The sequence below is a fragment of the Streptomyces glaucus genome, assembly GCF_039533365.1.
GTDB classification, from domain to species: Bacteria; Actinomycetota; Actinomycetes; order Streptomycetales; family Streptomycetaceae; genus Streptomyces; species Streptomyces glaucus.
Genome location: NZ_BAAATK010000005.1, coordinates 117,813 through 141,184, shown reverse-complemented (window position 1 = coordinate 141,184; position 23,372 = coordinate 117,813). Strand labels below are relative to the sequence as shown.

Genomic DNA, 23,372 nt, shown 5'->3' with positions numbered 1-23,372 from the left:
AGGGGAACGGGCGCCCGGCGCAGGACAAGACACCCTCTTGCCGGGCGCCCGCGTCGCCACCGGGGCCGGGGGCGGGCGGAGCGGTTCCACGGCCGTGCGAGACTTGCCGTCGTGAGTGCCAACGACAGCCCCGCGAGCCAGCAGCCGACAGCGACGTCCGACGCGGTCAAGGATTCCGCCTTCCTGAAGGCGTGCCGGCGCGAGCCGGTGCCGCACACGCCCGTGTGGTTCATGCGGCAGGCGGGGCGCTCCCTGCCGGAGTACCGCAAGGTGCGCGAGGGCATCCCCATGCTGGAGTCCTGCATGCGGCCCGAGCTGATCACCGAGATCACCCTGCAGCCGGTGCGCCGGCACGGCGTGGACGCGGCGATCTACTTCAGCGACATCGTGGTCCCGCTCAAGGCCATCGGCGTCGACCTCGACATCAGGCCCGGCGTCGGCCCGGTCGTCGAGCGCCCGGTCCGCACCCGCGCCGACCTCGCGCAGCTGCGCGACCTGGCCCCCGAGGACGTGCCCTACGTCACCGAGGCGATCGGCCTGCTCACCCGCGAGCTCGGCGCCACCCCGCTCATCGGCTTCGCGGGCGCCCCGTTCACCCTCGCGAGCTACCTCGTCGAGGGCGGCCCGTCCCGCACGTACGAGAACGCCAAGGCGATGATGTACGGCGACCCCGAGCTGTGGGCCGACCTGCTGGACCGTCTCGCCGGCATCACGGCCGCCTTCCTGAAGGTGCAGATCGAGGCGGGCGCGAGCGCCGTCCAGCTCTTCGACTCCTGGGCCGGGGCGCTCTCCCCGGCCGACTACCGCCGCTCGGTGCTGCCCGCCTCGGCGAAGGTCTTCCAGGCGGTCGCGTCCTACGGCGTGCCGCGCATCCACTTCGGCGTCGGCACCGGTGAACTCCTCGGCCTCATGGGCGAGGCGGGCGCCGACGTCGTCGGCGTGGACTGGCGCGTCCCGCTCGACGACGCCGCCCGCCGGGTCGGCCCCGGCAAGGCGCTGCAGGGCAACCTCGACCCGGCGGTCCTCTTCGCCCCGCGGGAGGCGGTGGAGGCCAGGACCCGCGAGGTCCTGGACGCCGCGGCGGGCCTGGAGGGCCACGTCTTCAACCTCGGCCACGGCGTGATGCCGTCCACCGACCCGGACGTGCTCACCCGTCTCGTGGAGTACGTCCACACGCAGACCGCCCGCTGAGACGCCTGCGCCCGGGCCGGCCGCTCCGCCGGACCCGGGCCCCGGGTCCGGCACGGGGCACGTGAGCCCTGCCCCGTGCGGGCCGGCCCCCGCTCACCAGCCCGGCCGGGCCCGCCTGCCGAACAGCGCGCCGCGCGGCTCCGGGGGCGGCGGGGTGCCGGGGCGCAGCGGCCAGGCGATCAGCATGCCCGCCACGAAACCGGCGACGTGCGCCAGGTAGGCCACGGTGCCGGCCTGGGAGACGCCCCCGCCGGAGGAGTACACCGCCTGCAGCACGAACCACAGGCCCAGTACGATCCAGGCCGGCAGCCGCAGCGGCAGGAAGATCAGGAAGGGGACGAGGACCCAGACCCGGGCCCTCGGATACAGCACCAGATAGGCGCCCAGCACCCCGGCGATCGCCCCGGAGGCGCCGATCAGGGGATCCGCCGAGCCGGAGTTCGCGAGGGCGAAGACGTACGCGGCCGCGTAGCCGCAGACGAGGTAGAACAGCAGGAACCGCACGTGCCCCAAGCGGTCCTCGACGTTGTTGCCGAAGATCCACAGGAAGAGCATGTTGCCCAGCAGGTGCAGCCAGCCGCCGTGCAGGAACATCGCCGTGAGCACGCTCAGCTCCGGCGACTTGTCGTAGCCCGGCGGCCCGACCACGCAGCCCGGCCCCTGCGGGCCCAGGCCGGTCTCGCCCGTGGGCACCACCTGCGGCATCCGGTGGTGGATCAGCTCCCGCGGCACCGCCGCGTACTGGTCCAGGAACGCCTGGAGGTGACACAGCTGCGCCAGGCTGCCCTCGCCCGTCACGGAGCCGGCGAGGCCCGGTGTGAACAGGAAGACCAGGATGTTCGCGGCGAGCAGCGCGTACGTCACCCAGGGGGTGCGGCGCACGGGGTTCACGTCATGCACGGGGATGACCACGGGGGACTAGTGCCCGTTGCGCAGGGGGCGAATCGGTGGACACGGCCGTCCGGGTCCGCGTACGGCTCCCCGGCCGCCCGCCGGGCGGACCCGGCGGGCCGTCGGCCGGGTCAGCGGGACCGCGTGAACCGCACGGCGGGCCGAGCGGACCGCTCGGCGGGCCGGTGCGGCCCTCACCCCGCCCGCCGCACCTCCTGCGCCGCCTTGCGGGCCGCCACCAGCACCGGGTCCCACACCGGGGAGAAGGGCGGGGCGTAACCCAGGTCCAGGGAGGTCATCGCGTCGACCGTCATCCCTGCCGTGAGGGCCACCGCCGCCACGTCCACCCGCTTGCCCGCGCCCTCCCGGCCCACGATCTGCACGCCCAGCAGACGGCCCGTGCGGCGCTCGGCGAGCATCTTGACGGTCATGGGGGAGGCGCCGGGGTAGTAGCCCGCGCGGCTGGTGGACTCGACGGTGGCCGTGACGTACCGCAGGCCCGCCCGGCGGGCGTCCTTCTCGCGCAGGCCGGTGCGGGCGATCTCCAGGTCGCACACCTTGCTGACGGCCGTGCCGACCACGCCGGGGAAGGTGGCGTAGCCGCCGCCCACGTTGGTGCCGATGACCTGGCCGTGCTTGTTGGCGTGGGTGCCCAGGGCGATGTGCCGCTCCTGGCCGGAGACCAGGTCGAGGACCTCGACGCAGTCGCCGCCGGCCCAGACGTTCTCCTGGCCGCGCACCCGCATGGCCCGGTCGGTCAGCAGGCCGCCGTGGGCGCCGAGGGGCAGACCGGCCGCCTCGGCGAGCGTCGTCTCCGGGCGTACGCCGAGGCCGAGCACGACCACGTCCGCCGGGAACTCGGCGTCCCGGGTGGCCACCGCCCGCACCCGGCCGTCGGCGCCGGTGCGCACCCCGGTGACCTCGGCGTCGCCGACCATCGTGATGCCCAGGCCCGTCATGGCCTCGTGCACCAGGCGGCCCATGTCCGGGTCGAGCGTGGACATCGGCTCGCGGGCGCGGTCGACGACCGTCACCTCGTAGCCGCGGTCGATGAGCGCCTCCGCCATCTCCACGCCGATGTAGCCCGCGCCGACCACCACCGCCCGGCGGCCCCGCGTGCGGGCCAGGGTGTCGAGGAGTTCCTGGCCGTCGTCCAGGGTCTGCACCCCGTGCACGCCGGGCGCGTCGACGCCGGGAATGCCGGGCCGGACCGGGCGGGCGCCGGTCGCGACGACGAGGTGGTCGTACGACGTCCAGGACTCGGCGCCGGAATCCACGTCCCGGGCGCGCACCCGCCCCCGGTCGAGGTCGATCTCCGTGACCTCGGTGCGCATCCGCAGGCCGATGTCGCGCGCCCGGTGCTCCTCGGGCGTGCGGGCGATCAGCCGGTCGCGGTCGGGGACGGCGCCGCCCACCCAGTACGGGATGCCGCACGCCGAGTAGGAGGTGAAGTGGCCCCGCTCGAACGCCACGATCTCCAGCTCGCCGGGCCCCTTCATCCGGCGGGCCTGCGACGCCGCGGACATCCCCGCGGCGTCCCCGCCGATCACCACCAGTCGCTCCGCGGCACCCCGTGCACGGCTCATGTCCATGCGCACACGCTACGGGGTGGGGGTGGTTCGGTCCCGCCCCTTTCCGCGCGCGGGCCCGCTGCCGGCGGAGCCGTCCGTGGCGGTGCAGCCGGTGAGCGCCGGGGCCGCGGCCGCCGGCAGCGGCACCCGGGGAGGGGCGGGGCGTGCGGAAGGCCGCACGCCCACACGGGCATCTCCCGGGCCGTGGTGACCGGCCCCCCGCGGCGCCGGGCCGGTCGCGGACGTCCGGCCGGGACGGTTGCGACGCGGCCACGGCGGGGACCCGGTCCGGGCGCCCGGTCGCGACGGCCGCCGTCGGCGGCGTCTGAGAAGGTGGAGCCATGAGCGGAGCACGTACGGGCACGGACCACGTCGTCGTCATCGGGGCCGGCATCGCCGGGCTGGCGGCCGCCCACCGGCTGCTGGGGCACGGATCGCGGGTGACCGTCCTGGAGGCGGCCGAGCGCGTCGGCGGCAAGCTGCTGCCCGGCGAGATCGCCGGTGTCCGTGTCGACCTCGGCGCCGAGTCGATGCTGGCGCGCCGCCCCGAGGCCGTCGGCCTCGCCCACGAGGTGGGCCTCGCCGACCGCCTCCAGCCGCCGGCCACCGCGACGGCCTCCCTGTGGACCCGCGGCGCCCTGCGCCCCATGCCCAGAGGGCACGTCATGGGCGTCCCCGGTACCGCCTCCGCCCTCGCCGGCGTCCTGTCCGAGGAAGGGCTGGAGCGCATCGAACGCGACGCCGACCTGCCCCGCACCGAGATCGGCGACGACGTGGCGGTGGGGGAGTACGTGGCGGCGCGCCTGGGCCGCGAGGTCGTCGACCGCCTGGTGGAGCCGCTGCTGGGCGGGGTGTACGCGGGCGACGCGTACCGCATCTCCATGCGCCTGGCCGTCCCGCAGCTGTTCCGGGCCGCGCGGACGCACACCTCCCTGCTGGAGGCGGTGCGCGCCGTCCAGGCCGGGGCGGCCGGCGGCCAAGGGGCCGGGCCGGTGTTCATGGGCGTCGAGGGCGGGGTCGGCACCCTGCCGCTCGCGGTCGCGGAGTCGGTGCGGGCGCGCGGCGGCGAGATCCTGACCGGGACGCCGGTGACCCGGCTGCGCCGCGAGGCGCCCACCGGGTGGCGGGTCGTCGCCGGTGACCGCGTCCTGCGCGCGGACGCCGTGGTCGTCGCCGTCCCCGCGCCCGCCGCCGCCGGCCTGCTGCGCGCCGAGGCCCCGGCGGCCGCCGCCGAGCTGGCCGCCGTCGAGTACGCCTCCATGGCCCTGGTCACCCTCGCCTACCGCCGCGCCGACGCCGCCCTGCCCGAGGGCAGCGGCTTCCTCGTGCCGCCGGTCGACGGGCACACCATCAAGGCGTCCACCTTCGCCTCGAACAAGTGGGGCTGGATCGCCGCCGAGGACCCCGGCCTCGTCGTCCTGCGCACCTCCGTCGGGCGGTACGGCGAGACGGAGATCCTCCAGCGCGACGACGCGGACCTGGTCGAGGCCTCCCGGCGCGACCTGCGGGAGGCGACCGGCCTGGACGCCGTCCCGGTCGCCACCCGCGTCACCCGCTGGGACGGCGGCCTGCCCCAGTACCCCGTCGGCCACCACGCGCGCGTGGCCCGCATCCGCGAGCACGTCGCCGGGCTGCCGGGCCTCGCCGTGTGCGGCGCGCCGTACGACGGCGTCGGCATCCCGGCGTGCATCGCGAGCGCGTACGCGGCCGTGGACCAGATCCACGGCGACCTGCGCGGTATGCGGCGGCTCACCGCCGACCCGGTGCAGAGCCTGCACGGCGGAGCGGGAGAATGAGGGACATGAGTGACGACGCCCCCACCACCGCGCCCGACCGGATCCCGAACAAGGGCAAGCTGGCCAGGGACCTCAACGAGGTCATCCGCTACACCCTCTGGTCCGTCTTCCGGCTGAAGGACGCGCTGCCCGCGGACCGCGCCGGGTACGCCGACGAGGTCCAGGAGCTGTTCGACCAGCTCGCCGCGAAGGACGTGACCGTCCGCGGCACCTACGACGTCTCCGGTCTGCGCGCCGACGCCGACCTGATGATCTGGTGGCACGCCGAGACCAGCGACCAGCTCCAGGAGGCGTACAACCTCTTCCGCCGCACCCGGCTGGGCCGCGCCCTGACGCCGGTGTGGTCCAACATGGCGCTGCACCGCCCGGCCGAGTTCAACCGCTCGCACATCCCGGCGTTCCTCGCCGACGAGACGCCGCGCAACTACGTCAGCGTCTACCCCTTCGTGCGGTCCTACGACTGGTACCTGCTGCCGGAGGAGGACCGCCGCCGGATGCTCGCCGACCACGGCAAGATGGCCCGCGGCTACCCGGACGTGCGCGCCAACACGGTCGCCTCGTTCTCGCTGGGCGACTACGAGTGGATCCTCGCCTTCGAGGCCGACGAGCTGCACCGCATCGTCGACCTCATGCGTCACCTGCGCGGTTCGGAGGCCCGCCTGCACGTCCGGGAGGAGGTGCCGTTCTTCACCGGGCGCCGCAAGGACGTCGCCGAGCTGGTGGCGGGGCTGGCCTGACCCGGCGCGGCACGGGCGGGGCGGCCTGATCAGCGCGCCGCCCGGACGGGCCGCGGTTCCGGGCGCGGGGCGCAGGACGCGTTCCGCGCCGGGAGGCGGCCCTCCAGCAGGTACGCCTCCACATGGGCGTTGACGCAGCGGTTCGGGCCGCCCGCCAGGCCGTGCGAGCCGGCGCCCCGCTCGGTCACCAGGACCGAGCCCGGCAGCCGGCGGTGGAGTTCGAGGGCGCCGTCGTAGGGGGTGGCGGCGTCCCGCTCGGCGGCCAGGAGCAGCGTCGGCGGCAGCCGCCCCGGCGCGGTCCGCACGTCGAGCGGCCGCTGCCGGGGCGCCGGCCAGTAGGCGCACGGCAGGTTCGTCCACACGTTGTCCCACGTCCCGAACGGCGCCACCCGCGCGAGCCGTGTGTTGTCCCGGTCCCACACCTCCCACTCCGTCGGCCAGGGCGCGTCGTTGCACTCGACGGCCAGGTACACCGCGCGCGTGTTCTCCGCCTCCGCCGCCGCCTCGGGATGCGGCCCCGCCTGCTCGACCAGCGGCCCGGAATCCCCCCTCAGGTACGCCGCCAGGGCGTGCGCGCGGTGCGGCCAGAAGTCGTCGTGGTACCCGGCCTGCAGGAACGCCTTCCGCAACTGCTCCGGCCCCACCGTGCCCCCGGCGGGCTCCACCGCGAGGCGCGCGCTCGCCCGCTCGTAGCCGCGCCGCACCTCCTCGGGCGTGCCGCCCAGCCCGTACACGGCGTGGTGCCGGGCCGCCCACGCCCGGAAGTCCGCCCAGCGGGTCTCGAACGCCAGCGACTGGTCGAGGTTGTTGCGGTACCAGATCTCCCCGGGGGCGGGATCGACCACCGAGTCGAACACCATCCGCCGCACGTGCGAGGGGAACAGCGTCGCGTACAGCGCCGCGAAGTACGTGCCGTAGGAGGAGCCCAGGAACGTCAGCCGCTCCTCGCCGAGCGCCGCCCGCAGCACGTCCAGGTCGCGGGCGTTGTTCAGGGAGTGGTAGTGCCGCAGCGCGGAGCCCGCCCGCTCGGCGCAGCCGCGGGCCAGGGCCCTGGCCCGCGCGATGCGTTCCCTCTTGTCCGCCTCCGAGGGATGCGCCGGCGCCCGCGCGGGCGCCTCGGCGAGCTGCTCCGGGTCCTGGCACGACAGGGGCGCCGAGCGGCCGACCCCGCGCGGTGCGTAGCCGACGAGGTCGTACGCCGCCGCGATCCGCTTCCACTCGGGCACCGCACCGATCAGCGGGAACGCCATGCCGGAGGCGCCGGGCCCGCCCGGGTTGAGGACCAGGGCGCCCTGCCGGGGCACCTTCCGCCCGCTGTCGCGCGGGTCCTTCCGCGTGGCCCGCACCCGGCTGACGGTGAGCCTGATCTGCCGGCCGTCGGGACGCGCGTAGTCGAGCGGGACGGTCACCGTGCCGCACCGCACGCCGTCCGGCAGGTCCTGCTCCGCGGGGCAGGGGCCGAAGTCGATGCCGGCGGCTGCGGCCCGTGCGGCGGCCACCGCGGTGCCGCGCCGCTCGGCCGCGCCGGGGACCGCGGGGGCGCCGCCCGCGGGGGCGGCAACGAGGGTGCTCAGCAGCAAGGACCCGGCGGCCGAGCAGAGGACGGCGGCTCTCATCGCGTAGCCCTTCGGGGTGCGGACAGCGGCAGAAGGGATGTTTCGCCCGGTGCCGGGGGAAGGCAAGCACCGTCCGCCGGTGTCGGCGCCGAACGCCCGGTGCGCCCCGGCGGTCTCAGCCGTGCCGTTCGCGGTGCGCGAGGGCCGCGCGCAGTTCCGGCTCGCCGACCGCGCGGATGCCGCGTACGGCGACGGCGGCGAGGTACGCACGGTCGTCCCCGGCGCCGTCGGCGCGCCGGGCCAGCGCGTGCAGCAGCCGCTGCCCGGCGGGGGAGGCCCAGCGCGAGTACGGGTGGGCCTCGATCCGCGCCAGGACGAGGCAGCCCAGCGTCAGGGCGAGCGGCAGCGCGAACCACAGGGCGACCAGGTGCCGCGGCACGTCCGCCGGCACCGGCAGCGCGAGGGCGGCCGCGCCCAGCGCGGACACGGCCGCCGCGGCGAGCCGCACCCGCCGCACCTCGTCCGCGACGCCGTTGCCGGCGCCGTCCGGCACGGCCAGGCCCGCTTCGACGAGCCGGTCGGCGAGGCCGCGCACCGCGTCCGCCGCCGCCGTGGCGGCCCGCACCGGCGCGATCCGGGACTGCCCCTCGGGTCCGATGGCCCTGATGACGGACCGCTCCATCGCGTCGCGTCCGTGCGGATCGACGACGGTCGCCCACCCGGTGTGCGCCAGCAGCAGCCGGCGCCGGCGCGCCATGGAGACCAGGGTGAGGTCGGCGACCCGCCGGGGCCCGCCGGACAGGAACGCGGCCTCGTACAGCGTCAGTTCGCGTTCCCGGGCCGCGGTCGCGCCGCCGGTGTCCACGGCCGCCGCCCGGGCGGCGGCCAGGCACAGCCGCGCGCACGCCGTGCCGGCCACGGCCCAGGCCGGCAGCAGCAGAAGGAGCCAGAACATGCCGTGTTTCTATGCCAGGGCCGGGCCCGGACGCCAGGGGATTTCGCCCTCCGGGCCGCGGCGCCCCGGCCTGCGACGTCCCCCGCCCCGCGCCCGGGCGCGGCGGTCAGCGGCGCAGCAGCACCCGCCGGGTGGCGCGGGCCAGGCGGACCGCCGGCCGCGCGGACCACGGCACCGGCCCCGACCGCTCCCGCCACCACCGGCGCAGCTCGTGCCGGGCCCGGGGGTCCCGCGGCCGGCCGTCGCGCAGCAGGTGCCCGGCGAAGTCCAGCGCGTCCCGGCGGTAGCCGCCGGTCATCGGGCGGCCGTGGGCGTAGGCGAGGAAGGCCGGCCGGTACTCCTCGCCGAGGATCTCCGGCAGTTCGGGCGCGACCTTGGCCACGACGTCCGCCCGCTTCCCGGCGAGCGCCCGCGCCTGCACCCGCAGCCGTACCCGGTCGAACCCCTCCGGCGCCGGCGCCCCGGCGACCAGCGCGGACAGCAGCGCGGCCTGGGCGAGCCCGAGCCGCTCACGGACGGAGCCGTCCGGGGCGGACTCCTCGCCCGCGGGGGCGGGCGTCCCGGGGGAGGCGGGGGCGCGTTCCCGGACGCGCCGGGGAGCTCCGGCCGGTCCGGCGGGTTCCCCGGCCGAGGCGCGGCCCTTCGCCACGGCCTCCCCGATCGCCCTCACCTCCCCCTCCAGCTCGGCCGGTCCGGGGAAGTTCTCGTCCCGTTCCAGGAGCACGCCGGGCAGGGCGGTGCGGGACGCGAGGTCGGTGAGGATGCCCAGGACCGGCTCGGGCACGGGGTGGGCGTGGCTGTCGTGCCAGACGCCGTCGCGTTCGAAGCCGCCCGCGACATGGACGTAGGCGATGGCCTCCAGCGGCAGTCCGGCGAGCGCCTCGGCCGGGTCCTCGCCGCGGTTGACGTGGTTGGTGTGCAGGTTCGCCACGTCGATGAGGAGCCGCACCCCGGTCCGGTCGGCCAGCTCGTACAGGAACTGACCCTCCGTCATCTCCTCGCCGGGCCAGGAGAACAGCGCGGCGATGTTCTCCACGGCGAGCGGCACGGGCAGCGCGTCCTGCGCGATGCGCACGTTCTCGCACAGCACGTCGAGGGCGTCCCGGGTGCGCGGCACCGGCAGCAGGTGCCCCGCCTCCAGCCGCGGGGAGGCGGTCAGCGGGCCGCCCGCCCGCACGAACGCGATGTGCTCGGTGACCAGGGGGGAGCCCAGCGCCTCGGCCCGCTCGGCCAGCGCCCTCAGCCGCCCCGCGTCGGGCCGGTCCGCGCCGCCGAGGCCGAGCGCGACGCCGTGCGGCACGACGGTCACGCCGCGCTCGCGCAGCCGCAGCAGCGACTCGGGCAGATGGCCGGGGCAGACGTTCTCGGCCACGACCTCGACCCAGTCGATGCCCGGCATGCGCTCCACGGCGTCCGCGATCTCCGGCCGCCACCCGATGCCCGTGCCCAGTCGCTCCATCGTCGCCCCCTCCTCCACCCGGCCACTCGCTCACCCGGACCCCCCGGGGCGTCCCCGCGGGACGTGACGGGGATATGGCCCCGCGGTGCGCGGCCGAACCCCCTCACGGACACGTTCAGAGCAACATTTGAGGTTCGGGAAGGCCGCCGCCGATCCGGCCCGGCGAGGCGAGGCCCGCCGCCGCGGGCGGGTGCGCGCGGCGGCCGCGGGGCGCCGCAGGGCGCCCGGAAGGGGATACGGACCCGGACGGCGCGGACGCGCTACCGCAGCGCGGGATGGTCCGCGACGACCGTGCAGGAGCCCGGCGCGATCTCCGTGAAGCCCGCGTCCCGCACCAGCGGCAGCCCGGCGGCGGTCAGCCCGGGCCAGCGCGCGGGCTCCGCGGTGCGCACGGCGAGGGGGAAGCCCGCGTCGCGCCAGGCGGCGCGTTCCTCGCCGGACAGCTCCCACCAGGCGAGCTGGGCCCCGTGGCCCGCCTGCGCCATCGCCTTGCCGGCCGACATCTCCAGCTCGGGGTTCAGCCACAGCACGGGCGCGGACGGGTCCGCCGCCGGCGGCGGCTCGGGGTCGTCGAGGTCGGTGCCGGAGACCTGGAGCCGGGCCAGGTCCCTGGGCCAGCCGTCCAGCGGGACCGGCGGGAAGACCCGCACCTCGGCCGTCTTGCCGGTGACCGTGATGCCGGGCAGCGCCTCGGCGCGCCGCCACTCGGCGCCGCGCGCCCGCCGCACCACCTTGCGGATCCGGGCGTCCTGCCAGTCCCGCACGGCCCCGGCCCAGACGCCGTCGCCCGCCGACCGCTCGTCGGCGAGCAGCACCAGCACGGCGCGGGCCGCGGTCTCCAGCGCGTCGGTACGGGCCGGCGGGGCCGCCCGCTCGATCCGCACGACCAGCGGGAGGACGAACTGGGGGGCCCGGTCGCGGGGGTCGGGTTCGGTCCGGAAAGGGCTGTCGCTCACGGATGCAGGGTACGGGACCGCCCCGGTCTCACCCCGAGCAGGCCGTGCGCTGGGCCTCCTGCCACTCGCAGACCGGGCAGAGGGTGATCCCCCGGTAGGACTCCGGGTGCTCCGTCGGCTCCCGGCACAGCACGCACTCCGCGTACGGGGGCCCGTCGGCCCTGGGCGGTGGTTCGGCCCCGGTGATGAGGCAGTAGTCCTCGCTCATGCCCCCAGCCTAGGACGGCCGCGTCCGCGGCGCGGTCAGCGCCGGCCGGCGGCGGTGCCGACCAGCTCGGACACCCTGACGAACCGGAAGCCCTGCCGGCGCAGTTCCGGCACGACGGCCCGCACGGCCCGCTCGGTCGCCGGGGCGGCGCTGCGGGTGCAGTGCAGGACGACCACGGAGCCCGGCCGCACCCCGTCCAGCACCTGCCGGGCCACCGCGTCCGCGTCCGTCGCGAACGCGTCCCCGCTCACCACGTCCCACTGCACGGCGGTGACGCCGGTGGCGGTCAGCTCCCGCAGGGCCCGCCGGTCGTAGCAGCCGCCGGGGAAGCGGAAGTACGGCTTGGGATCGGGCACGCCCGCCTTCCGGAACGCCGCGTAGGCCCGCTCGACGTCGGCCCGCATCCGGCTTCGGGGCATGGTGGGCAGGCCGTAGCAGTCGCCGGTGAAGGCGTGGTGGCTGTAGGAGTGGTTGGCGACCTCGAAGAGCGGGTCCCGCCCGATGGACCGGGCCTGGTCCGGGTACTGCTCGGCCCACCGGCCCGTCATGAACACCGTGGCCGGCACCCTCAGCTCCCGCAGCGCCGCGATCAGGCCCGGGTTGTCGAACCGCTCGCCCGCCGCGGCCCGCGCTCCCTGCCCGGCGGTCATGTCGGCGTCGAAGGTGAGGGCGACGGCCCTGCCCCCGGTGCGCGGACCGTGCCGGAAGACGGGGGTGAGGCCCGCGGGGCCGGGGGCGAGGGTGGGGACCCGCGTCGGGACGGCGGACGGCGCGGCGGCGGACGGCGCGGCGGAGGCCGGGCGGGGCGCGCGGGGCGCCTGGGCGGTGCCGCAGGCGGCGAGGGCGGCGCTCAGCAGACAGGCGGCCGCGACGCGTCGTGCACGTGTGATCACCGTACGAACGTACGGTGGCGCGCCGGACGGGGCGGTCGGCGCGCCGGGGCGCCGGCCGCGCGGTCACCCGTCCGGCGGCGCGCCGCCCTCGCGTCCGCCGCCCGCCGTCAGATGTCCCGCCGCTCCAGCGGCCGCGTCGCCGGCCCCTGGATCACCTTGCCGTCCGTGTCGAAGCGGGAGCCGTGGCAGGGGCACTCCCAGGCGCGTTCGGCGGCGTTGAAGTCGACCAGGCAGCCGAGGTGGGTGCAGCGCGCGGAGACGGCGTGCAGGGCGCCGTCGTCGTCCCGGTAGACCGCCACGCGCCGGCCGTCGACCCGGACGACGGCGCCCTCGCCGGGCGGCAGGGCGTCCACCGGCGGCGCGGGCCTGAGCCGGTCGCCGACGAAGTGACCGGCGACCTTGGCCTGCGTCATGAGGAACTGCGGCGCCTCGCGCACCGTCGTGCGCAGCCGGCGCGGGTCGTACAGCTCGCTCCACGCGCACGGCTCGCCGGTGATCAGCGCGGTGAGCAGCCGGCCCGCCATCACGCCGCCGCTCATGCCCCAGCCGCCGAAGCCGGTGGCCACATAGGTGTGCCGGGCGCCCGGGTGCAGCGGGCCGACCAGGGGCACGGTGTCGGTGGGGTCGTTGTCCTGCGTGGCCCAGGCGTGGGTGAGCTCGACGCCGGGGAAGTGCTCGCCGGCCCAGGCGGACAGCTTCTCGAAGCGGGCGCGGGTGTCGCCGGTGCCGGGCGTGAAGTGCTCCCCGGTGATCACCAGCAGCCGCCGGGCGCCGTCGGTGCCGTGGGGCGCGGTGCGGACCGAGCGGGTGCCCTCGTCCGGGGTGATGTACATGCCGCCCGGGTCGCGGTCCGCCTCGACGGTCCCGGCGACCACCAGCTCGCGGCGCGGGGAGAGCCGGGTGAACAGCAGGGCCCGGTCGAAGACCGGGTAGTGCGTGGCGACCACGACGTCCCGGGCGGTCACCGTCGCGCCCGTGCCGGTCGACACCCGGCACGGCTCGCCCTCGTCCAGGCCGTGCACGGTGGTGTGCTCGAAGACCCGCCCGCCGCGGCGGACCAGGTCGTCGGTGAGGGCCAGCAGGTACTTGCGCGGATGGAACTGCGCCTGCCCGGTGACCTCGACCGCGCCCGCCACGGGGAACGGCAGTCCCGTCTCCGTCACGAACGAGGCCGGCAGGCCCGCCTCCCGGGCGGCGGCCGCCTCGGCGCGCAGCTCGTCCACCCGGCCCGCGTCGCACGCGTAGGTGTAGGCGCTGCGGCGCTCCCAGTCGCAGTCGATGCCGAGTTCCGCCACGATCCCGGCGGCGCGTTCGACCGCCTCGGACTGCGAACGGGCGTACAGGCGGGCGCCCTCGGGGCCGCGGGTGCGCCGCAGCTTGTCGTAGACCAGGCCGTGCAGGGCGGTGAACTTGGCGGTGGTGTGGCCGGTGACGCCGGCCGCGATCCGCCCGGCCTCCAGCACGGCCACGCTCCGCCCGGCCCGCGCCAGCTCCCACGCCGTGCTCAGCCCGGCGATGCCGCCGCCGATCACGGCCACGTCGACGTCGAGGTCGTCCTCCAGCGCGGGGTACGTGCCGCCGGGGGCGGTCTGGAGCCAGTACGAGCCGTTGACGCGCGGGGTGTCTGCCATACGGCCCGGGTACCCCGCGGCGCCCGGACCTCACCGGGCGTGGCCGGGCCCCGCCGCCTTCCCGCCCGCCGCGCGACGCCGTGCACGCGCGTCGTGCCGGGCGGCCCGGGTGCGTCCCGTACGGGGCCCGGGGCCCGGCACGCCGGGAGCGCGCGTCCGACGCCGCGGGGCCCGCCCCGCGGGCGGACGGCGGCAAGGCGGCGACCGGGCCTAGCGGCGGTGCCAGGGACCCGTCACCGCGAACGTCGTCCCGGGCGCGTAGCAGTTGAGGTACATCGTCCGCCCGTCGGGGGAGAAGGTGACGCCGGCGAACTCGCCCCACTCCGGGTCCGCGGCGGCGCCGTCCGCCGCGATCGCCTGGCGGTTGCGGGCCATCGCGTACACCTCGCCGTGCCGGGTGACGCCGAAGACGTGCTGGGCGCCGGCGCCGTCCTCGCAGACCATCAGGCCGCCGCCGGCGGCGAGGCAGATGTTGTCCGGGGCCTCGCCGGGCAGCCGGACGTCGGTGTCGGGGCCGAAGACGACCACCAGGGTCAGGCGGCGCCGGTCCGGGTCGTACCGCCAGACCTGCCCGTGGTGGTCGGCCTGCGACCCCTCCGCGCTGCGGGCGAAGGACGACACGAAGCACACCGACCGCCCGCCCCAGTAGCAGCCCTCCAGCTTCTGCGCGTGCGTGATGCCCCTCGGGCCGAAGTCCTGCAGCCGGACGGGGGTCCGGGCGGCCTGCGGGTCCGGCACGTCGGCCCACTCGACGCCGTCGAAGCGGGCGCCGGGCTCCTGGACGCAGGACAGGTCGGGCACGCCGGGCACCCGCATCGCCTGCAGCCGACCGCCCGCGCGCAGCGAGCCGGGGCCGCCCAGCGGCTTGTCCGGCAGGAAGCGGTAGAACAGGCCGAAGGGCCGCTGGAAGGCGTCCTCGGTCTCGTACACCACGCCCCGCTGCGGGTCGACGGCGACCGCCTCGTGCGGGAAGCGGCCCAGCGCGGTCAGCGGGACCGCCCCGGTGCGGCGCGGGTCGGCCGGATCGACCTCGAAGACGAAGCCGTGGTCCTCGGCGTAGCCGGCGGTGCCGGCCCGGTCCTCGGTCTCCTCGCAGGTCAGCCAGGTGCCCCACGGGGTCGGCCCGCCCGCGCAGTTGACGGCCGTGCCGGCGATCGCGACCCGTTCCGACAGGACGCGGCCGCGGGAGTCCAGCGTCAGGGCCGTGCAGCCGCCCTTGGCCGCCGGGTCGTAGGTGAGGCCGTCGACCGGCGGGACCGGGAACCGGGCGTCGGCGCGGTTCTCGTGGTTGCGGACGAGGTGGACCCGGCCGTGTCCGCCCGCGAAGGCCGACATGCCGTCGTGGTGGGAGGGCACCGGGCCCTCGCCGGAGCGGAGCGGGTCGCCCTCGCGGGAGAGCACCCGGTAGCGGAAGCCCTCCGGGAGGTCGAGCAGTCCGTCCGGGTCCGGCACGAGCGGGCCGTAGCCGGTGTGGCCCAGGTCCTGGGCGGCGGCGGTGCCGGCGAAGAGCTCGGACAGGGCTCCGGTGAAGGCGATGCCCGCTCCCAGGGCACCGGTGCGGGCGAGCAGCTGACGTCGGGTCGTGGCACGACCGGTCTCTGTCATGGGACGGCCTTCCTGCTGGCGGACAGGAACTGTGACCCGCCGTGTCTATCACCCGCCGCCCGGTGCGGGAACCATCCGGAAGGCGCGCGTCATCCGGCGATGCGCCCCGGCGGCGCCTCCTGGCCCTTCTCCAGGAAGCGCAGCAGCTCCACCGGGATGGGCAGCACCAGCGTGGAGTTCTTCTCCGCCGCCACCGCCATCACCGTCTGCAGCAGCCGCAGCTGGAGGGCGGACGGCGTGTCGGACATCGCCTGCGCAGCCTCCGCCAGCTTCTTCGACGCCTGGTACTCGGCATCGGCGTTGATGATCCGGGCGCGCCGCTCGCGGTCGGCCTCGGCCTGCCGGGCCATGGACCGCTTCATCGTGTCCGGCAGCGACACGTCCTTGATCTCCACGCGGTCGATCTGCACGCCCCAGCCGATCGCCGGGCTGTCGATCATCAGTTCCAGGCCCTGGTTGAGCTTCTCGCGGTTGGACAGCAGGTCGTCCAGGTCGCTCTTGCCGATGATCGAGCGCAGCGAGGTCTGCGCCATCTGGGAGACCGCGAAGCGGTAGTCCTCGACGTTGACGATCGCCGCCGCCGCGTCGACGACCTTGAAGTAGACGACCGCGTCGACCCGCACGGTGACGTTGTCGCGGGTGATGCCCTCCTGGGCGGGGACGGGCAGCGTCACGATCTGCATGTTGACCTTGCGCAGCCGGTCCACGGCGGGGACGATCAGCGTGAAGCCGGGCCGGCGGACATCGCCGTGCAGACGTCCGAGGCGGAAGACCACCCCGCGCTCGTACTGCTTGACGACCCGCGCCGCCGCGGCCGCGTACAGCACGCCTGCGGAGCCGGTCGCCACCGCCGCCGTCAGCAGCTCCTCAAGCATGACGACCTCCCGTCCAGAGGTCCGTTACGGATGTTCCTGTCACGATATGCCCGATGCCCGGTCCGGGGCCATGGCCCCGGACCGGGCGACAGGAACGGACGGCGGGGACGCCGGCGTCAGACCGCCGTGACCTTCGGCGGCTCGGCGACCTCCGCCCGCCCGGCGGCCTTCGGCGGTTCCGTGACCTTCACGGGGTCCGTGCCGACCCTGCTGTGCCGCTCGGCCCAGTCCTCCAGGGCCGTCCGGCAGGCGTGGTCGAGGTGGTGCAGCCCGGACAGGTCCAGCTCGACGGGCCGGTCCTGGGGCAGCGCCTCCAGGCTGTCCAGGATCCTCGGCAGCCGGAGGAAGGTCGCGTTGCCCGACAGGTACGCCTGGACGGGCCCGGCGCCCTTGTCGACGATCTCCAGCTTGACGTGCGAGGCCTCCCAGGCGGTCTTGATCACCGCCAGCGCCAGACCGATGAGCACGCCCTCGAACATGTTCACCGCGACGATCGACACGGCGGTGACCACCAGGATCAGCGCCTCACCGCGGTGCGACCGCCACAGCGCGACGACGCTGCGGAACGGGATCAGCTTCCACCCCGCGTGGACCAGGATGCCCGCCAGCGCCGGCAGGGGGATCAGAGCCAGCGCGGACGGCAGCAGCGCCGCGAACAGCAGCAGCCACACGCCGTGCAGCACCCGGGACGCCTTGGTCCGCGCGCCGGCCCCGACATTGGCGGAGCTGCGCACGATCACCGCGGTCATCGGCAGCGCGCCCAGCACGCCGCAGACGGCGTTGCCCGCGCCCTGCGCCATCAGCTCCTTGTCGTACTGGGTGCGCGGACCGTCGTGCAGCCGGTCCACCGCGGCGGCGCTGAACAGCGACTCGGCGGAGGCGATCAGGGTGAAGGCGAGAATGGTGCCGATCAGAGCCGGGCTGGCCAGCTCCCCGAAGGCGTCCAGGCCGGGCGGCTGGATGGCGCCCAGCAGGCCGTGCACCTCGACGGTGGCGACCGGCAGGCTGAACGCGAGCGTGGCCAGCGTCGCCAGGATCACCGCGGCGAGCGCGCCGGGCACCGTCTGCGCCGCCTTCGGCAGCTTCTTCCACAGCACCACCACCGCGACGGTGCCCGCGCCGATGGCGAGCGAGGCGAGCGCCGCGGTGCTGCCGAGGGCGTCGACGGCGGCCCCGGGCAGCCCCAGGATCTTGTCGATGCCGGAGGCGGGGGCCTCCAGCCCGGCCGCCGCGTACAGCTGACCGGCGATGATCACCAGACCGATTCCGGCCAGCATGCCCTCGACCACCGAGACGGATATCGCCCGGAACCAGCGCCCCAGTTTCAGGGCGCCCATGACGAGCTGGAGCAGTCCGGCGACCAGCACGATGACCCCGAGCGCGGGCAGCCCGAACTCGCTGACGGCCTCGAAGACCAGCACGGTCAGACCGGCGGCCGGCCCGGACACCTGCAGGCTGCTGCCCGGCAGCAGACCGGTGACGATGCCGCCCACGATGCCGGTGACCAGGCCGAGTTCGGCCGGGACCCCGGAGGCGACGGCGACGCCCACGCACAGCGGCACGGCGACCAGGAACACGACGATGGAGGCGGTGAAGTCCTGCCTCAGGTAAGGGAACCTGCTCATCGCGTCCCTCACAGCGCCTCGAAGGAGTCGGTCTGCGCGCGGTGTTCCCGCACGGCTCCGGTGTGCACCTCGTAGTACCAGCCGCGCAGCCGGAGCCGGCCGTCGGCCAGCCGCTGCTCGACGCACGGGTAGGACCGCAGCCGCAGCAGCTGGGTCAGGACGTGGTTCTGCACGGCCTCGGCGACCGTCGGGTCGTTCGCGTCGGACGCCTTAGGGTCCTCCGCGGCGTGCGCGAGCCAGTCGCGCACGGCTGGCACGGCGCCGAGGTCGTCGCCGCGCACCAGCGCGCCGACGGCACCGCAGTGGGAGTGGCCGCAGACCACGATGTCGCCGACGCCGAGCACCTCCACCGCGTACTCGATGGTGGCCGCCTCGCCGGTGGGGGTGCCGGAGCCGTACGGCGGAACGATGTTGCCCGCGGTGCGCAGCTCGAACAGCTGGCCGGGGCGGGCACCCGTGATCAGGGCCGGTACGACCCGGGAGTCGGAGCAGGTGATGAACAGGACCTCGGGCGACTGGCCTTCGGCCAGTTTGGCGAACTCCTCAGGGCGCTGTCCGAACGTGCGGGCGTTGTCGATGAGGGGCTGCATAGGGGATTTCCTCCTGGCGCGCCAGTGGGGGGCGCGTCGGGCCAACAGGACAGAGGTGGGGGGACTGCTCTGCTGCTCAGCAGCGGAACACCTGCAGGGCGGCCGGGGAGTGGGCGGCCGGCCGTCTGGGTGTGCTGTCGTACGCGGCGTGGGGTGCGGCCGGTTCGGGTGCGGCCGGGGCGCACGGCCCGGGCAGCGGGCGGTCGGGCGACTCGGCCGCGCAGTCGGTGGTGCGGTGCCGGTCGCGGACGCGCAGGGGACCGGTCGGATCCCCGAGGGTGCCGGATTTCTGGCAGTTCGCGTGCTCGTCGCGCTGGGCCTTCGCGGAGGGGTTCGCTCCGGGCTCGGCCAGGGTGCGACTCGTCGTGTGCGCGGATGCGAAGGACGCGGTGAGGGAGGAGAACTGGAGGGAGAACAGGACGACGGCGAGGAACGCGACCGCGATCCGGACTGTCGTGCCTCGCATCCTGCCCCTCCCTCCAGGAAGTTCACACCGTTTAGCGCGCACCAACGCTTGGTCAACGGATGGTCAAGAAACACCTTAGCCCGGCAAAGTCGTTTGCAGGGTTAACTGGACGTTTCAAGCTGAAGAGAGCCTGAAAACCGCACCTGACGCGGCGTGAAAACGCCCTTCAGAAGAGGAAGTCGGCGAGCTACCGGGTCCCGGTCACCGGGGTTCGACGAGGTGCCGGGCGTCCCGGGCGAGCGCGGTGAGCCGGGAGATCGCCCGGAAGTACTTCTTGCGGTAGCCGCCCCTGAGTATCTCCTCGGAGAACAGCTGGTCGAAGGGCAGGCCGGAGGCCAGGACCGGCACCTCGCGGTCGTAGAGCCGGTCGGCGAGGACGACGAGCCGCAGCGCCGTCGACTGGTCGGGCACCGGCCGCACGCCGGTGAGGCAGACGGCCCGCACGCCGTCGGTCAGGGCGCCGTACCGGCTGGGGTGGACGCGGGCGAGGTGCTCCAGGAGCTGCGGGAAGGCGTCGAGGGAGGCGCCCCGGGTGGCGTGCGCCGCCCGGGTCACCTGCTCGTCGGAGAACGGCGCCGGCGCCTCGGGCAGGCCGCGGTGGCGGTAGTCCTCGCCGTCGATGCGCAGGGTGCGGAAGTGGGCCGACAGGCCCTGGATCTCGCGCAGGAAGTCGGCCGCCGCGAACCGGCCCTCGCCGAGCTTGCCGGGCAGCGTGTTGGAGGTGGCGGCGAGCGCGACACCCGCGTCGACGAGCTTGCCGAGCAGGGTGGAGACCAGGACGGTGTCGCCCGGGTCGTCCAGCTCGAACTCGTCGATGCACAGCAGCCGGTGGCCGGAGAGCGTCCGCACGGTCTGCTGGAAGCCGAGGGCGCCGACCAGGTTGGTCAGCTCCACGAACGTGCCGAACGCCTTGCGGGCGGGCTCGGCGTCGGTGGCGTGCCACAGGGAGGCCAGCAGGTGGGTCTTGCCGACGCCGTAGCCGCCGTCGAGGTAGACGCCGCGGGGGCCGGTAGGGGCCTTCCTCGGCGCCTTCCCGAAGCCGAACAGCCGCCGCCTGCCGGATCCCGCGGCCGGCCCGCCGCCCAGTCCGGCCGCGAACTCCTCCAGGACGCGCACGGCCTCGGACTGGCTGGGCTGGTTCGGGTCCGGGAGGTAGGTGGCGAAGCGCACCGAGTCGAAGCGCGGCGGCGGCACCATCTCGGCCACCAGCCGCTCTGCGGGGACGTGCGGCTCACGGGCGCACAGGGACAGCGGAGCCGTGTCGGCTGTCGGGGTCGGCCCGGAGGCGGCGGAGGAGGTCGGCACGGTTCCCCATGCTAAGCGCCGTGCCACACTGCACGACATGCGACGCCTGTTCCCTGTGACCGACGAGACAGCAGCCGGCGCCCCGGCTCCGGGAGCCGGCGGGCCCTCCGGGGCTCCCGCGCCTTCCGGAGCGACCGCCGCGCCGGAGGCGTACCGGACCGCCGGCGCCACCGGACCGAACGGTTCCGGCCACGCGGACCGCGAGTGGAGCCTCGGCGAACTGGCCGCCGCCTACGCCTACCCCGACCCCGGACCCGGCGGGCGGCCGTGGCTGCGGGCCAACATGGTGTCCACGCTCGACGGGGCCGCGCAGCACGAGGGCCGCTCGCAGCCCATCTCCGGCGCCGCCGACATGCGGATCTTCGGCACGCTGCGGGCGCTGGCGGACGTGGTCGTCGTCGGCGCGGAGACGGTGCGCCAGGAGGGGTACCGGCCGGCCCGCGCGCGGGCCGAGTTCGCGGCGGCGCGCAGGGCGGCCGGACAGGGCCCGGCCCCGGCGATCGCGGTGGTCACCGCGGGCCTGGAGCTGGACTTCGGCCTGCCGCTGTTCACCTCGCCGCTGGTGCCCACGCTGGTCCTCACGGGCGCCGCGGCGCCCCCGGACCGCGTCGCGGCGGCGCAGAAGGCGGGCGCCCGGGTGGTGGTCGCCGGCGACGGCACCGGCGTGGACCCCGCCCGCGCGGTCCGGGCCCTCGCCGCCCTCGGCCACACCCGGCTGCTGACCGAGGGCGGCCCGCGGCTGCTCGGGCAGCTGGTGGCGGCGGACGTGCTCGACGAGCTCTGCCTGACCGTCTCGCCCCTGCTCGCCGCGGGCGGCGCGCAGCGCATCGCGGGCGGGCCGTCCCTCGCGGTGCCGCGGCGGTTCGCCCTGGTGTCCCTGCTGGAGGAGGAGGGTTTCCTCTTCGGCCGGTACCGGAGGGCGTGAGCGGAACCGGCCCGGATATACGTCCGGTCGGTACCGCGCGCCTGCGCGTCCGGTCGGTACCGCACGTCCCGGAAACGGCGGAATCTACCGCTCCGCCCGGTTTCCGGCAGGCAGGATGGTTTCGGCAGGGCCCGGCGCGGCCCGTGGAGGAAGAGGGCCGGCGAGGTTCTCGAAGGAGAAGGGGCGTCTGATGTTCACGAGCGTACTGATGATCGAGAAGGCCCTGACGTCCGCCGACGTGGAGTTCGTCACCACCCTGCACGGCGACGAGCCGGTCTTCTTCCACGTGCTGCTCCAGCCGCGCGGCGAGCAGGCGGACCGCCTGCTGCGCGCCATCGACGACATCGCGATCGGCGAGCTGGACGAGGCCGTCCGGGAGGGCGAGACCCCCGAGGGCGAGGAGGCCAGGAGCGTCGGCCGGCAGGCCCTGGACGTGTCCCTGCAGGCCCTGCACGCGGCCGGCAGCGAGGCCGAGGGCCGCCTCGTCGAGGACCATCCGCTGGACGCGCTGAAGACCCTGGTCGACGAGGTGGGGGCGGACGAGGTGATCGTCCTGACCGACCCGCACTACGTGGAGGAGTTCTTCCACCGCGACTGGGCGTCCCGCGCCCGGCACAAGGTCGGCGTGCCGGTGCTGAAACTGTTCTCCCACAGCAAGGCATAGGCTGGGGCGGCGCCCTCGCCGAGGGCGCCGCGACCGTCGTACCGCCCGAGCCGCACCTGGGAGAACAGCGCATGGCACCCGGCCTTCCCCCCGCCATGGACCGACCGCACTTCATCGGCATCGGCGGTGCCGGAATGTCGGGCATCGCCAAGATCCTCGCGCAGCGCGGCGCCGAGGTGGCGGGCAGCGACGCCAAGGACTCCGCCACCGCCGACGCCCTGCGCGCGCTGGGCGCCACCGTGCACATCGGGCACGCGGCCGAGCACCTCGCCGACGACGCGAGCTGCGTGGTCGTCTCCTCGGCGATCCGCACCGACAACCCGGAGCTGGCCCGCGCGGCCGAGCTGGGCATCCCGGTGATCCACCGCTCCGACGCCCTGGCCGCCCTGATGGCGGGCCTGCGCCCGATCGCCGTCGCCGGCACCCACGGCAAGACCACCACGACCTCGATGCTGGCGGTGGCGCTGACCGAGCTGGGCCTGGACCCGTCGTACGCGATCGGCGGCGACCTGGACGCCCCCGGCTCCAACGCGCTGCACGGAGCGGGCGAGATCTTCGTCGCCGAGGCCGACGAGTCGGACCGCAGCTTCCACAAGTACGCCCCCGAGGTCGCCATCGTCCTCAACGTCGAACTCGACCACCACGCCAACTACGCCTCGATGGACGAGATCTACGAGTCCTTCGAGACCTTCGCGGGCCGGATCGTGCCCGGCGGCACGCTGGTGATCTCGGCGGACCACGAGGGCGCCCGGGAGCTGACGCGGCGGCTGGCCGGCTCGGTGCGGACGGTGACGTACGGCGAGGCGGAGGACGCCGACGTGCGCGTGCTGTCGGTCGTGCCGCAGGGCCTGCGGAGCGAGGTGACCGTCGAGCTGGCCGGCGCGCGGCTCACCTTCACGGTCTCCGTCCCCGGCCGCCACTACGCGCACAACGCGGTCGCCGCCCTCGCGGCGGGCGCGGCGCTCGGCGTCCCGGCCGCCGAGCTCGCCCCGGCGCTCGCCGCGTACACCGGCGTCAAGCGGCGCCTGCAGCTGACGGGCGAGGCGGCCGGCGTGCAGGTCGTCGACTCCTACGCGCACCACCCGACCGAGATGACGGCGGACCTGGAGGCGATGCGCGCGGCGGCGGGCGACGGCCGCATCCTGGTCGTCTTCCAGCCCCACCTGTTCTCGCGCACGCAGGAGCTCGGCACGGAGATGGGCCACTCCCTGGCCCTCGCCGACGCCTCCGTCGTCCTGGACGTCTATCCGGCCCGCGAGGACCCGATCCCGGGCGTGACCAGCGAGCTGATCGTCGAGGCGGCGCGGGCCGCGGGCGCGGACGTGACGCCGGTGCACGACAAGGCGGACGTCCCGGCGGTGATCGCGGGAATGGCGAAGGCCGGTGATCTCGTTCTCACCATGGGCGCGGGCGACGTCACCGACCTCGGACCGCGCATCCTGGACCAGCTGTCGAAGTGAGGGGCTGAGGCTC

At 75.6% G+C, this 23,372-nt stretch carries 21 protein-coding genes; 6 read left to right on the top strand and 15 right to left on the bottom strand.

What is annotated here, in order from left to right; genetic code table 11:
- Positions 1-111: 111 nt before the first annotated feature.
- Positions 112-1,191 (top strand): uroporphyrinogen decarboxylase, encoded by a 1,080-nt coding sequence (gene hemE / locus ABD363_RS05845; protein WP_344600290.1) that lies wholly within the window; start codon positions 112-114, stop codon positions 1,189-1,191.
- 93 nt (positions 1,192-1,284) lie between these two features.
- Here hemE and ABD363_RS05840 read toward each other — a convergent pair whose 3' ends face one another.
- Together ABD363_RS05840 and ABD363_RS05835 are read right to left on the bottom strand one after the other, a co-directional pair.
- Complete coding sequence (locus tag ABD363_RS05840) at positions 1,285-2,103, bottom strand: rhomboid family intramembrane serine protease (RefSeq protein ID WP_344600288.1); 819 nt, start codon at positions 2,101-2,103, stop codon at positions 1,285-1,287.
- Positions 2,104-2,276: 173 nt separating this feature from the next.
- Positions 2,277-3,674 carry an FAD-dependent oxidoreductase gene (locus tag ABD363_RS05835; protein WP_344600286.1) on the bottom strand — a complete coding sequence of 466 codons (1,398 nt, stop codon included), beginning with the start codon at positions 3,672-3,674 and terminating at the stop codon, positions 2,277-2,279.
- A gap of 320 nt (positions 3,675-3,994) precedes the next feature.
- Here ABD363_RS05835 and hemG point away from each other — a divergent pair, with 320 nt between their 5' ends.
- Both hemG and hemQ read left to right on the top strand, forming a co-directional pair.
- Positions 3,995-5,449 (top strand): protoporphyrinogen oxidase, encoded by a 1,455-nt coding sequence (hemG, locus tag ABD363_RS05830; RefSeq protein ID WP_344600284.1) that lies wholly within the window; start codon positions 3,995-3,997, stop codon positions 5,447-5,449.
- Positions 5,450-5,454: 5 nt separating this feature from the next.
- The gene (gene hemQ / locus ABD363_RS05825) at positions 5,455-6,186 is read left to right on the top strand and encodes a hydrogen peroxide-dependent heme synthase (protein WP_344600282.1); all 732 of its coding nucleotides are present in this window, start codon (positions 5,455-5,457) and stop codon (positions 6,184-6,186) included.
- Between the two features lie 29 nt (positions 6,187-6,215).
- On the opposite strand, the gene ABD363_RS05820 is transcribed toward hemQ, so the two are convergent.
- From ABD363_RS05820 to zapE, 13 genes are all read right to left on the bottom strand, one after another.
- The gene (locus ABD363_RS05820) at positions 6,216-7,802 is read right to left on the bottom strand and encodes an alpha/beta hydrolase (RefSeq protein ID WP_344600280.1); all 1,587 of its coding nucleotides are present in this window, start codon (positions 7,800-7,802) and stop codon (positions 6,216-6,218) included.
- Between the two features lie 115 nt (positions 7,803-7,917).
- Positions 7,918-8,697 carry a TIGR04222 domain-containing membrane protein gene (locus ABD363_RS05815; protein WP_344600278.1) on the bottom strand — a complete coding sequence of 260 codons (780 nt, stop codon included), beginning with the start codon at positions 8,695-8,697 and terminating at the stop codon, positions 7,918-7,920.
- Positions 8,698-8,803: 106 nt separating this feature from the next.
- Positions 8,804-10,156 carry an MbnB/TglH/ChrH family RiPP precursor modification enzyme gene (locus ABD363_RS05810; RefSeq protein WP_344600276.1) on the bottom strand — a complete coding sequence of 451 codons (1,353 nt, stop codon included), beginning with the start codon at positions 10,154-10,156 and terminating at the stop codon, positions 8,804-8,806.
- A gap of 260 nt (positions 10,157-10,416) precedes the next feature.
- Positions 10,417-11,112 (bottom strand): aminoacyl-tRNA hydrolase, encoded by a 696-nt coding sequence (locus ABD363_RS05805; protein ID WP_344600274.1) that lies wholly within the window; start codon positions 11,110-11,112, stop codon positions 10,417-10,419.
- 28 nt (positions 11,113-11,140) lie between these two features.
- On the bottom strand, positions 11,141-11,320 hold the full coding sequence (locus tag ABD363_RS05800; protein WP_344600273.1) for a hypothetical protein: 180 nt from the start codon (positions 11,318-11,320) through the stop codon (positions 11,141-11,143).
- Between the two features lie 35 nt (positions 11,321-11,355).
- Positions 11,356-12,213, bottom strand: coding sequence for a polysaccharide deacetylase family protein (locus ABD363_RS05795; protein WP_344600271.1), 858 nt, complete (start codon positions 12,211-12,213; stop codon positions 11,356-11,358).
- Positions 12,214-12,320: 107 nt separating this feature from the next.
- Positions 12,321-13,844, bottom strand: coding sequence for an FAD-dependent oxidoreductase (locus ABD363_RS05790; protein WP_344600269.1), 1,524 nt, complete (start codon positions 13,842-13,844; stop codon positions 12,321-12,323).
- Positions 13,845-14,054: 210 nt separating this feature from the next.
- Positions 14,055-15,449: an alkaline phosphatase PhoX gene (locus ABD363_RS05785; protein WP_344600267.1), complete on the bottom strand. Its 1,395-nt coding sequence runs from the start codon at positions 15,447-15,449 to the stop codon at positions 14,055-14,057.
- Between the two features lie 89 nt (positions 15,450-15,538).
- Positions 15,539-16,324 (bottom strand): slipin family protein, encoded by a 786-nt coding sequence (locus ABD363_RS05780; protein ID WP_344600265.1) that lies wholly within the window; start codon positions 16,322-16,324, stop codon positions 15,539-15,541.
- A 116-nt stretch (positions 16,325-16,440) separates the two neighbouring features.
- Positions 16,441-17,949, bottom strand: coding sequence for a SulP family inorganic anion transporter (locus ABD363_RS05775; protein ID WP_344600263.1), 1,509 nt, complete (start codon positions 17,947-17,949; stop codon positions 16,441-16,443).
- Positions 17,950-17,957: 8 nt separating this feature from the next.
- Complete coding sequence (locus ABD363_RS05770; RefSeq protein WP_344600261.1) at positions 17,958-18,539, bottom strand: carbonic anhydrase; 582 nt, start codon at positions 18,537-18,539, stop codon at positions 17,958-17,960.
- A gap of 76 nt (positions 18,540-18,615) precedes the next feature.
- Positions 18,616-19,005: a hypothetical protein gene (locus tag ABD363_RS05765; protein ID WP_344600259.1), complete on the bottom strand. Its 390-nt coding sequence runs from the start codon at positions 19,003-19,005 to the stop codon at positions 18,616-18,618.
- Between the two features lie 201 nt (positions 19,006-19,206).
- Positions 19,207-20,310, bottom strand: coding sequence for a cell division protein ZapE (gene zapE, locus ABD363_RS05760; protein WP_344600257.1), 1,104 nt, complete (start codon positions 20,308-20,310; stop codon positions 19,207-19,209).
- Between the two features lie 37 nt (positions 20,311-20,347).
- On the opposite strand from zapE, the gene ABD363_RS05755 reads away from it, so the two are divergent.
- The 3 genes from ABD363_RS05755 to murC all read left to right on the top strand — a co-directional run bounded on the left by ABD363_RS05755 (position 20,348) and on the right by murC (position 23,359).
- On the top strand, positions 20,348-21,235 hold the full coding sequence (locus tag ABD363_RS05755) for a pyrimidine reductase family protein (RefSeq protein ID WP_344600255.1): 888 nt from the start codon (positions 20,348-20,350) through the stop codon (positions 21,233-21,235).
- A 190-nt stretch (positions 21,236-21,425) separates the two neighbouring features.
- Positions 21,426-21,899 carry an indole-3-glycerol phosphate synthase gene (locus ABD363_RS05750; protein ID WP_344600253.1) on the top strand — a complete coding sequence of 158 codons (474 nt, stop codon included), beginning with the start codon at positions 21,426-21,428 and terminating at the stop codon, positions 21,897-21,899.
- A 71-nt stretch (positions 21,900-21,970) separates the two neighbouring features.
- Positions 21,971-23,359 carry a UDP-N-acetylmuramate--L-alanine ligase gene (gene murC / locus ABD363_RS05745; protein WP_344600251.1) on the top strand — a complete coding sequence of 463 codons (1,389 nt, stop codon included), beginning with the start codon at positions 21,971-21,973 and terminating at the stop codon, positions 23,357-23,359.
- Positions 23,360-23,372 lie beyond the last annotated feature (13 nt).

Bases quoted from the DNA above. Each gene is read 5' to 3' on its own strand.
- ABD363_RS05835 (WP_344600286.1), bottom strand. From the start codon at position 3,674: ATGGACATGAGCCGTGCACGGGGTGCCGCGGAGCGACTGGTGGTGATC.
- hemG (WP_344600284.1), top strand. From the start codon at position 3,995: ATGAGCGGAGCACGTACGGGCACGGACCACGTCGTCGTCATCGGGGCC.
- hemQ (WP_344600282.1), top strand. From the start codon at position 5,455: ATGAGTGACGACGCCCCCACCACCGCGCCCGACCGGATCCCGAACAAG.
- ABD363_RS05820 (WP_344600280.1), bottom strand. From the start codon at position 7,802: ATGAGAGCCGCCGTCCTCTGCTCGGCCGCCGGGTCCTTGCTGCTGAGC.
- ABD363_RS05815 (WP_344600278.1), bottom strand. From the start codon at position 8,697: ATGTTCTGGCTCCTTCTGCTGCTGCCGGCCTGGGCCGTGGCCGGCACG.
- ABD363_RS05810 (WP_344600276.1), bottom strand. From the start codon at position 10,156: ATGGAGCGACTGGGCACGGGCATCGGGTGGCGGCCGGAGATCGCGGAC.
- ABD363_RS05800 (WP_344600273.1), bottom strand. From the start codon at position 11,320: ATGAGCGAGGACTACTGCCTCATCACCGGGGCCGAACCACCGCCCAGG.
- ABD363_RS05790 (WP_344600269.1), bottom strand. From the start codon at position 13,844: ATGGCAGACACCCCGCGCGTCAACGGCTCGTACTGGCTCCAGACCGCC.
- ABD363_RS05785 (WP_344600267.1), bottom strand. From the start codon at position 15,449: ATGACAGAGACCGGTCGTGCCACGACCCGACGTCAGCTGCTCGCCCGC.
- ABD363_RS05780 (WP_344600265.1), bottom strand. From the start codon at position 16,324: ATGCTTGAGGAGCTGCTGACGGCGGCGGTGGCGACCGGCTCCGCAGGC.
- ABD363_RS05775 (WP_344600263.1), bottom strand. From the start codon at position 17,949: ATGAGCAGGTTCCCTTACCTGAGGCAGGACTTCACCGCCTCCATCGTC.
- ABD363_RS05770 (WP_344600261.1), bottom strand. From the start codon at position 18,539: ATGCAGCCCCTCATCGACAACGCCCGCACGTTCGGACAGCGCCCTGAG.
- ABD363_RS05765 (WP_344600259.1), bottom strand. From the start codon at position 19,005: ATGCGAGGCACGACAGTCCGGATCGCGGTCGCGTTCCTCGCCGTCGTC.
- ABD363_RS05755 (WP_344600255.1), top strand. From the start codon at position 20,348: ATGCGACGCCTGTTCCCTGTGACCGACGAGACAGCAGCCGGCGCCCCG.
- ABD363_RS05750 (WP_344600253.1), top strand. From the start codon at position 21,426: ATGTTCACGAGCGTACTGATGATCGAGAAGGCCCTGACGTCCGCCGAC.
- murC (WP_344600251.1), top strand. From the start codon at position 21,971: ATGGCACCCGGCCTTCCCCCCGCCATGGACCGACCGCACTTCATCGGC.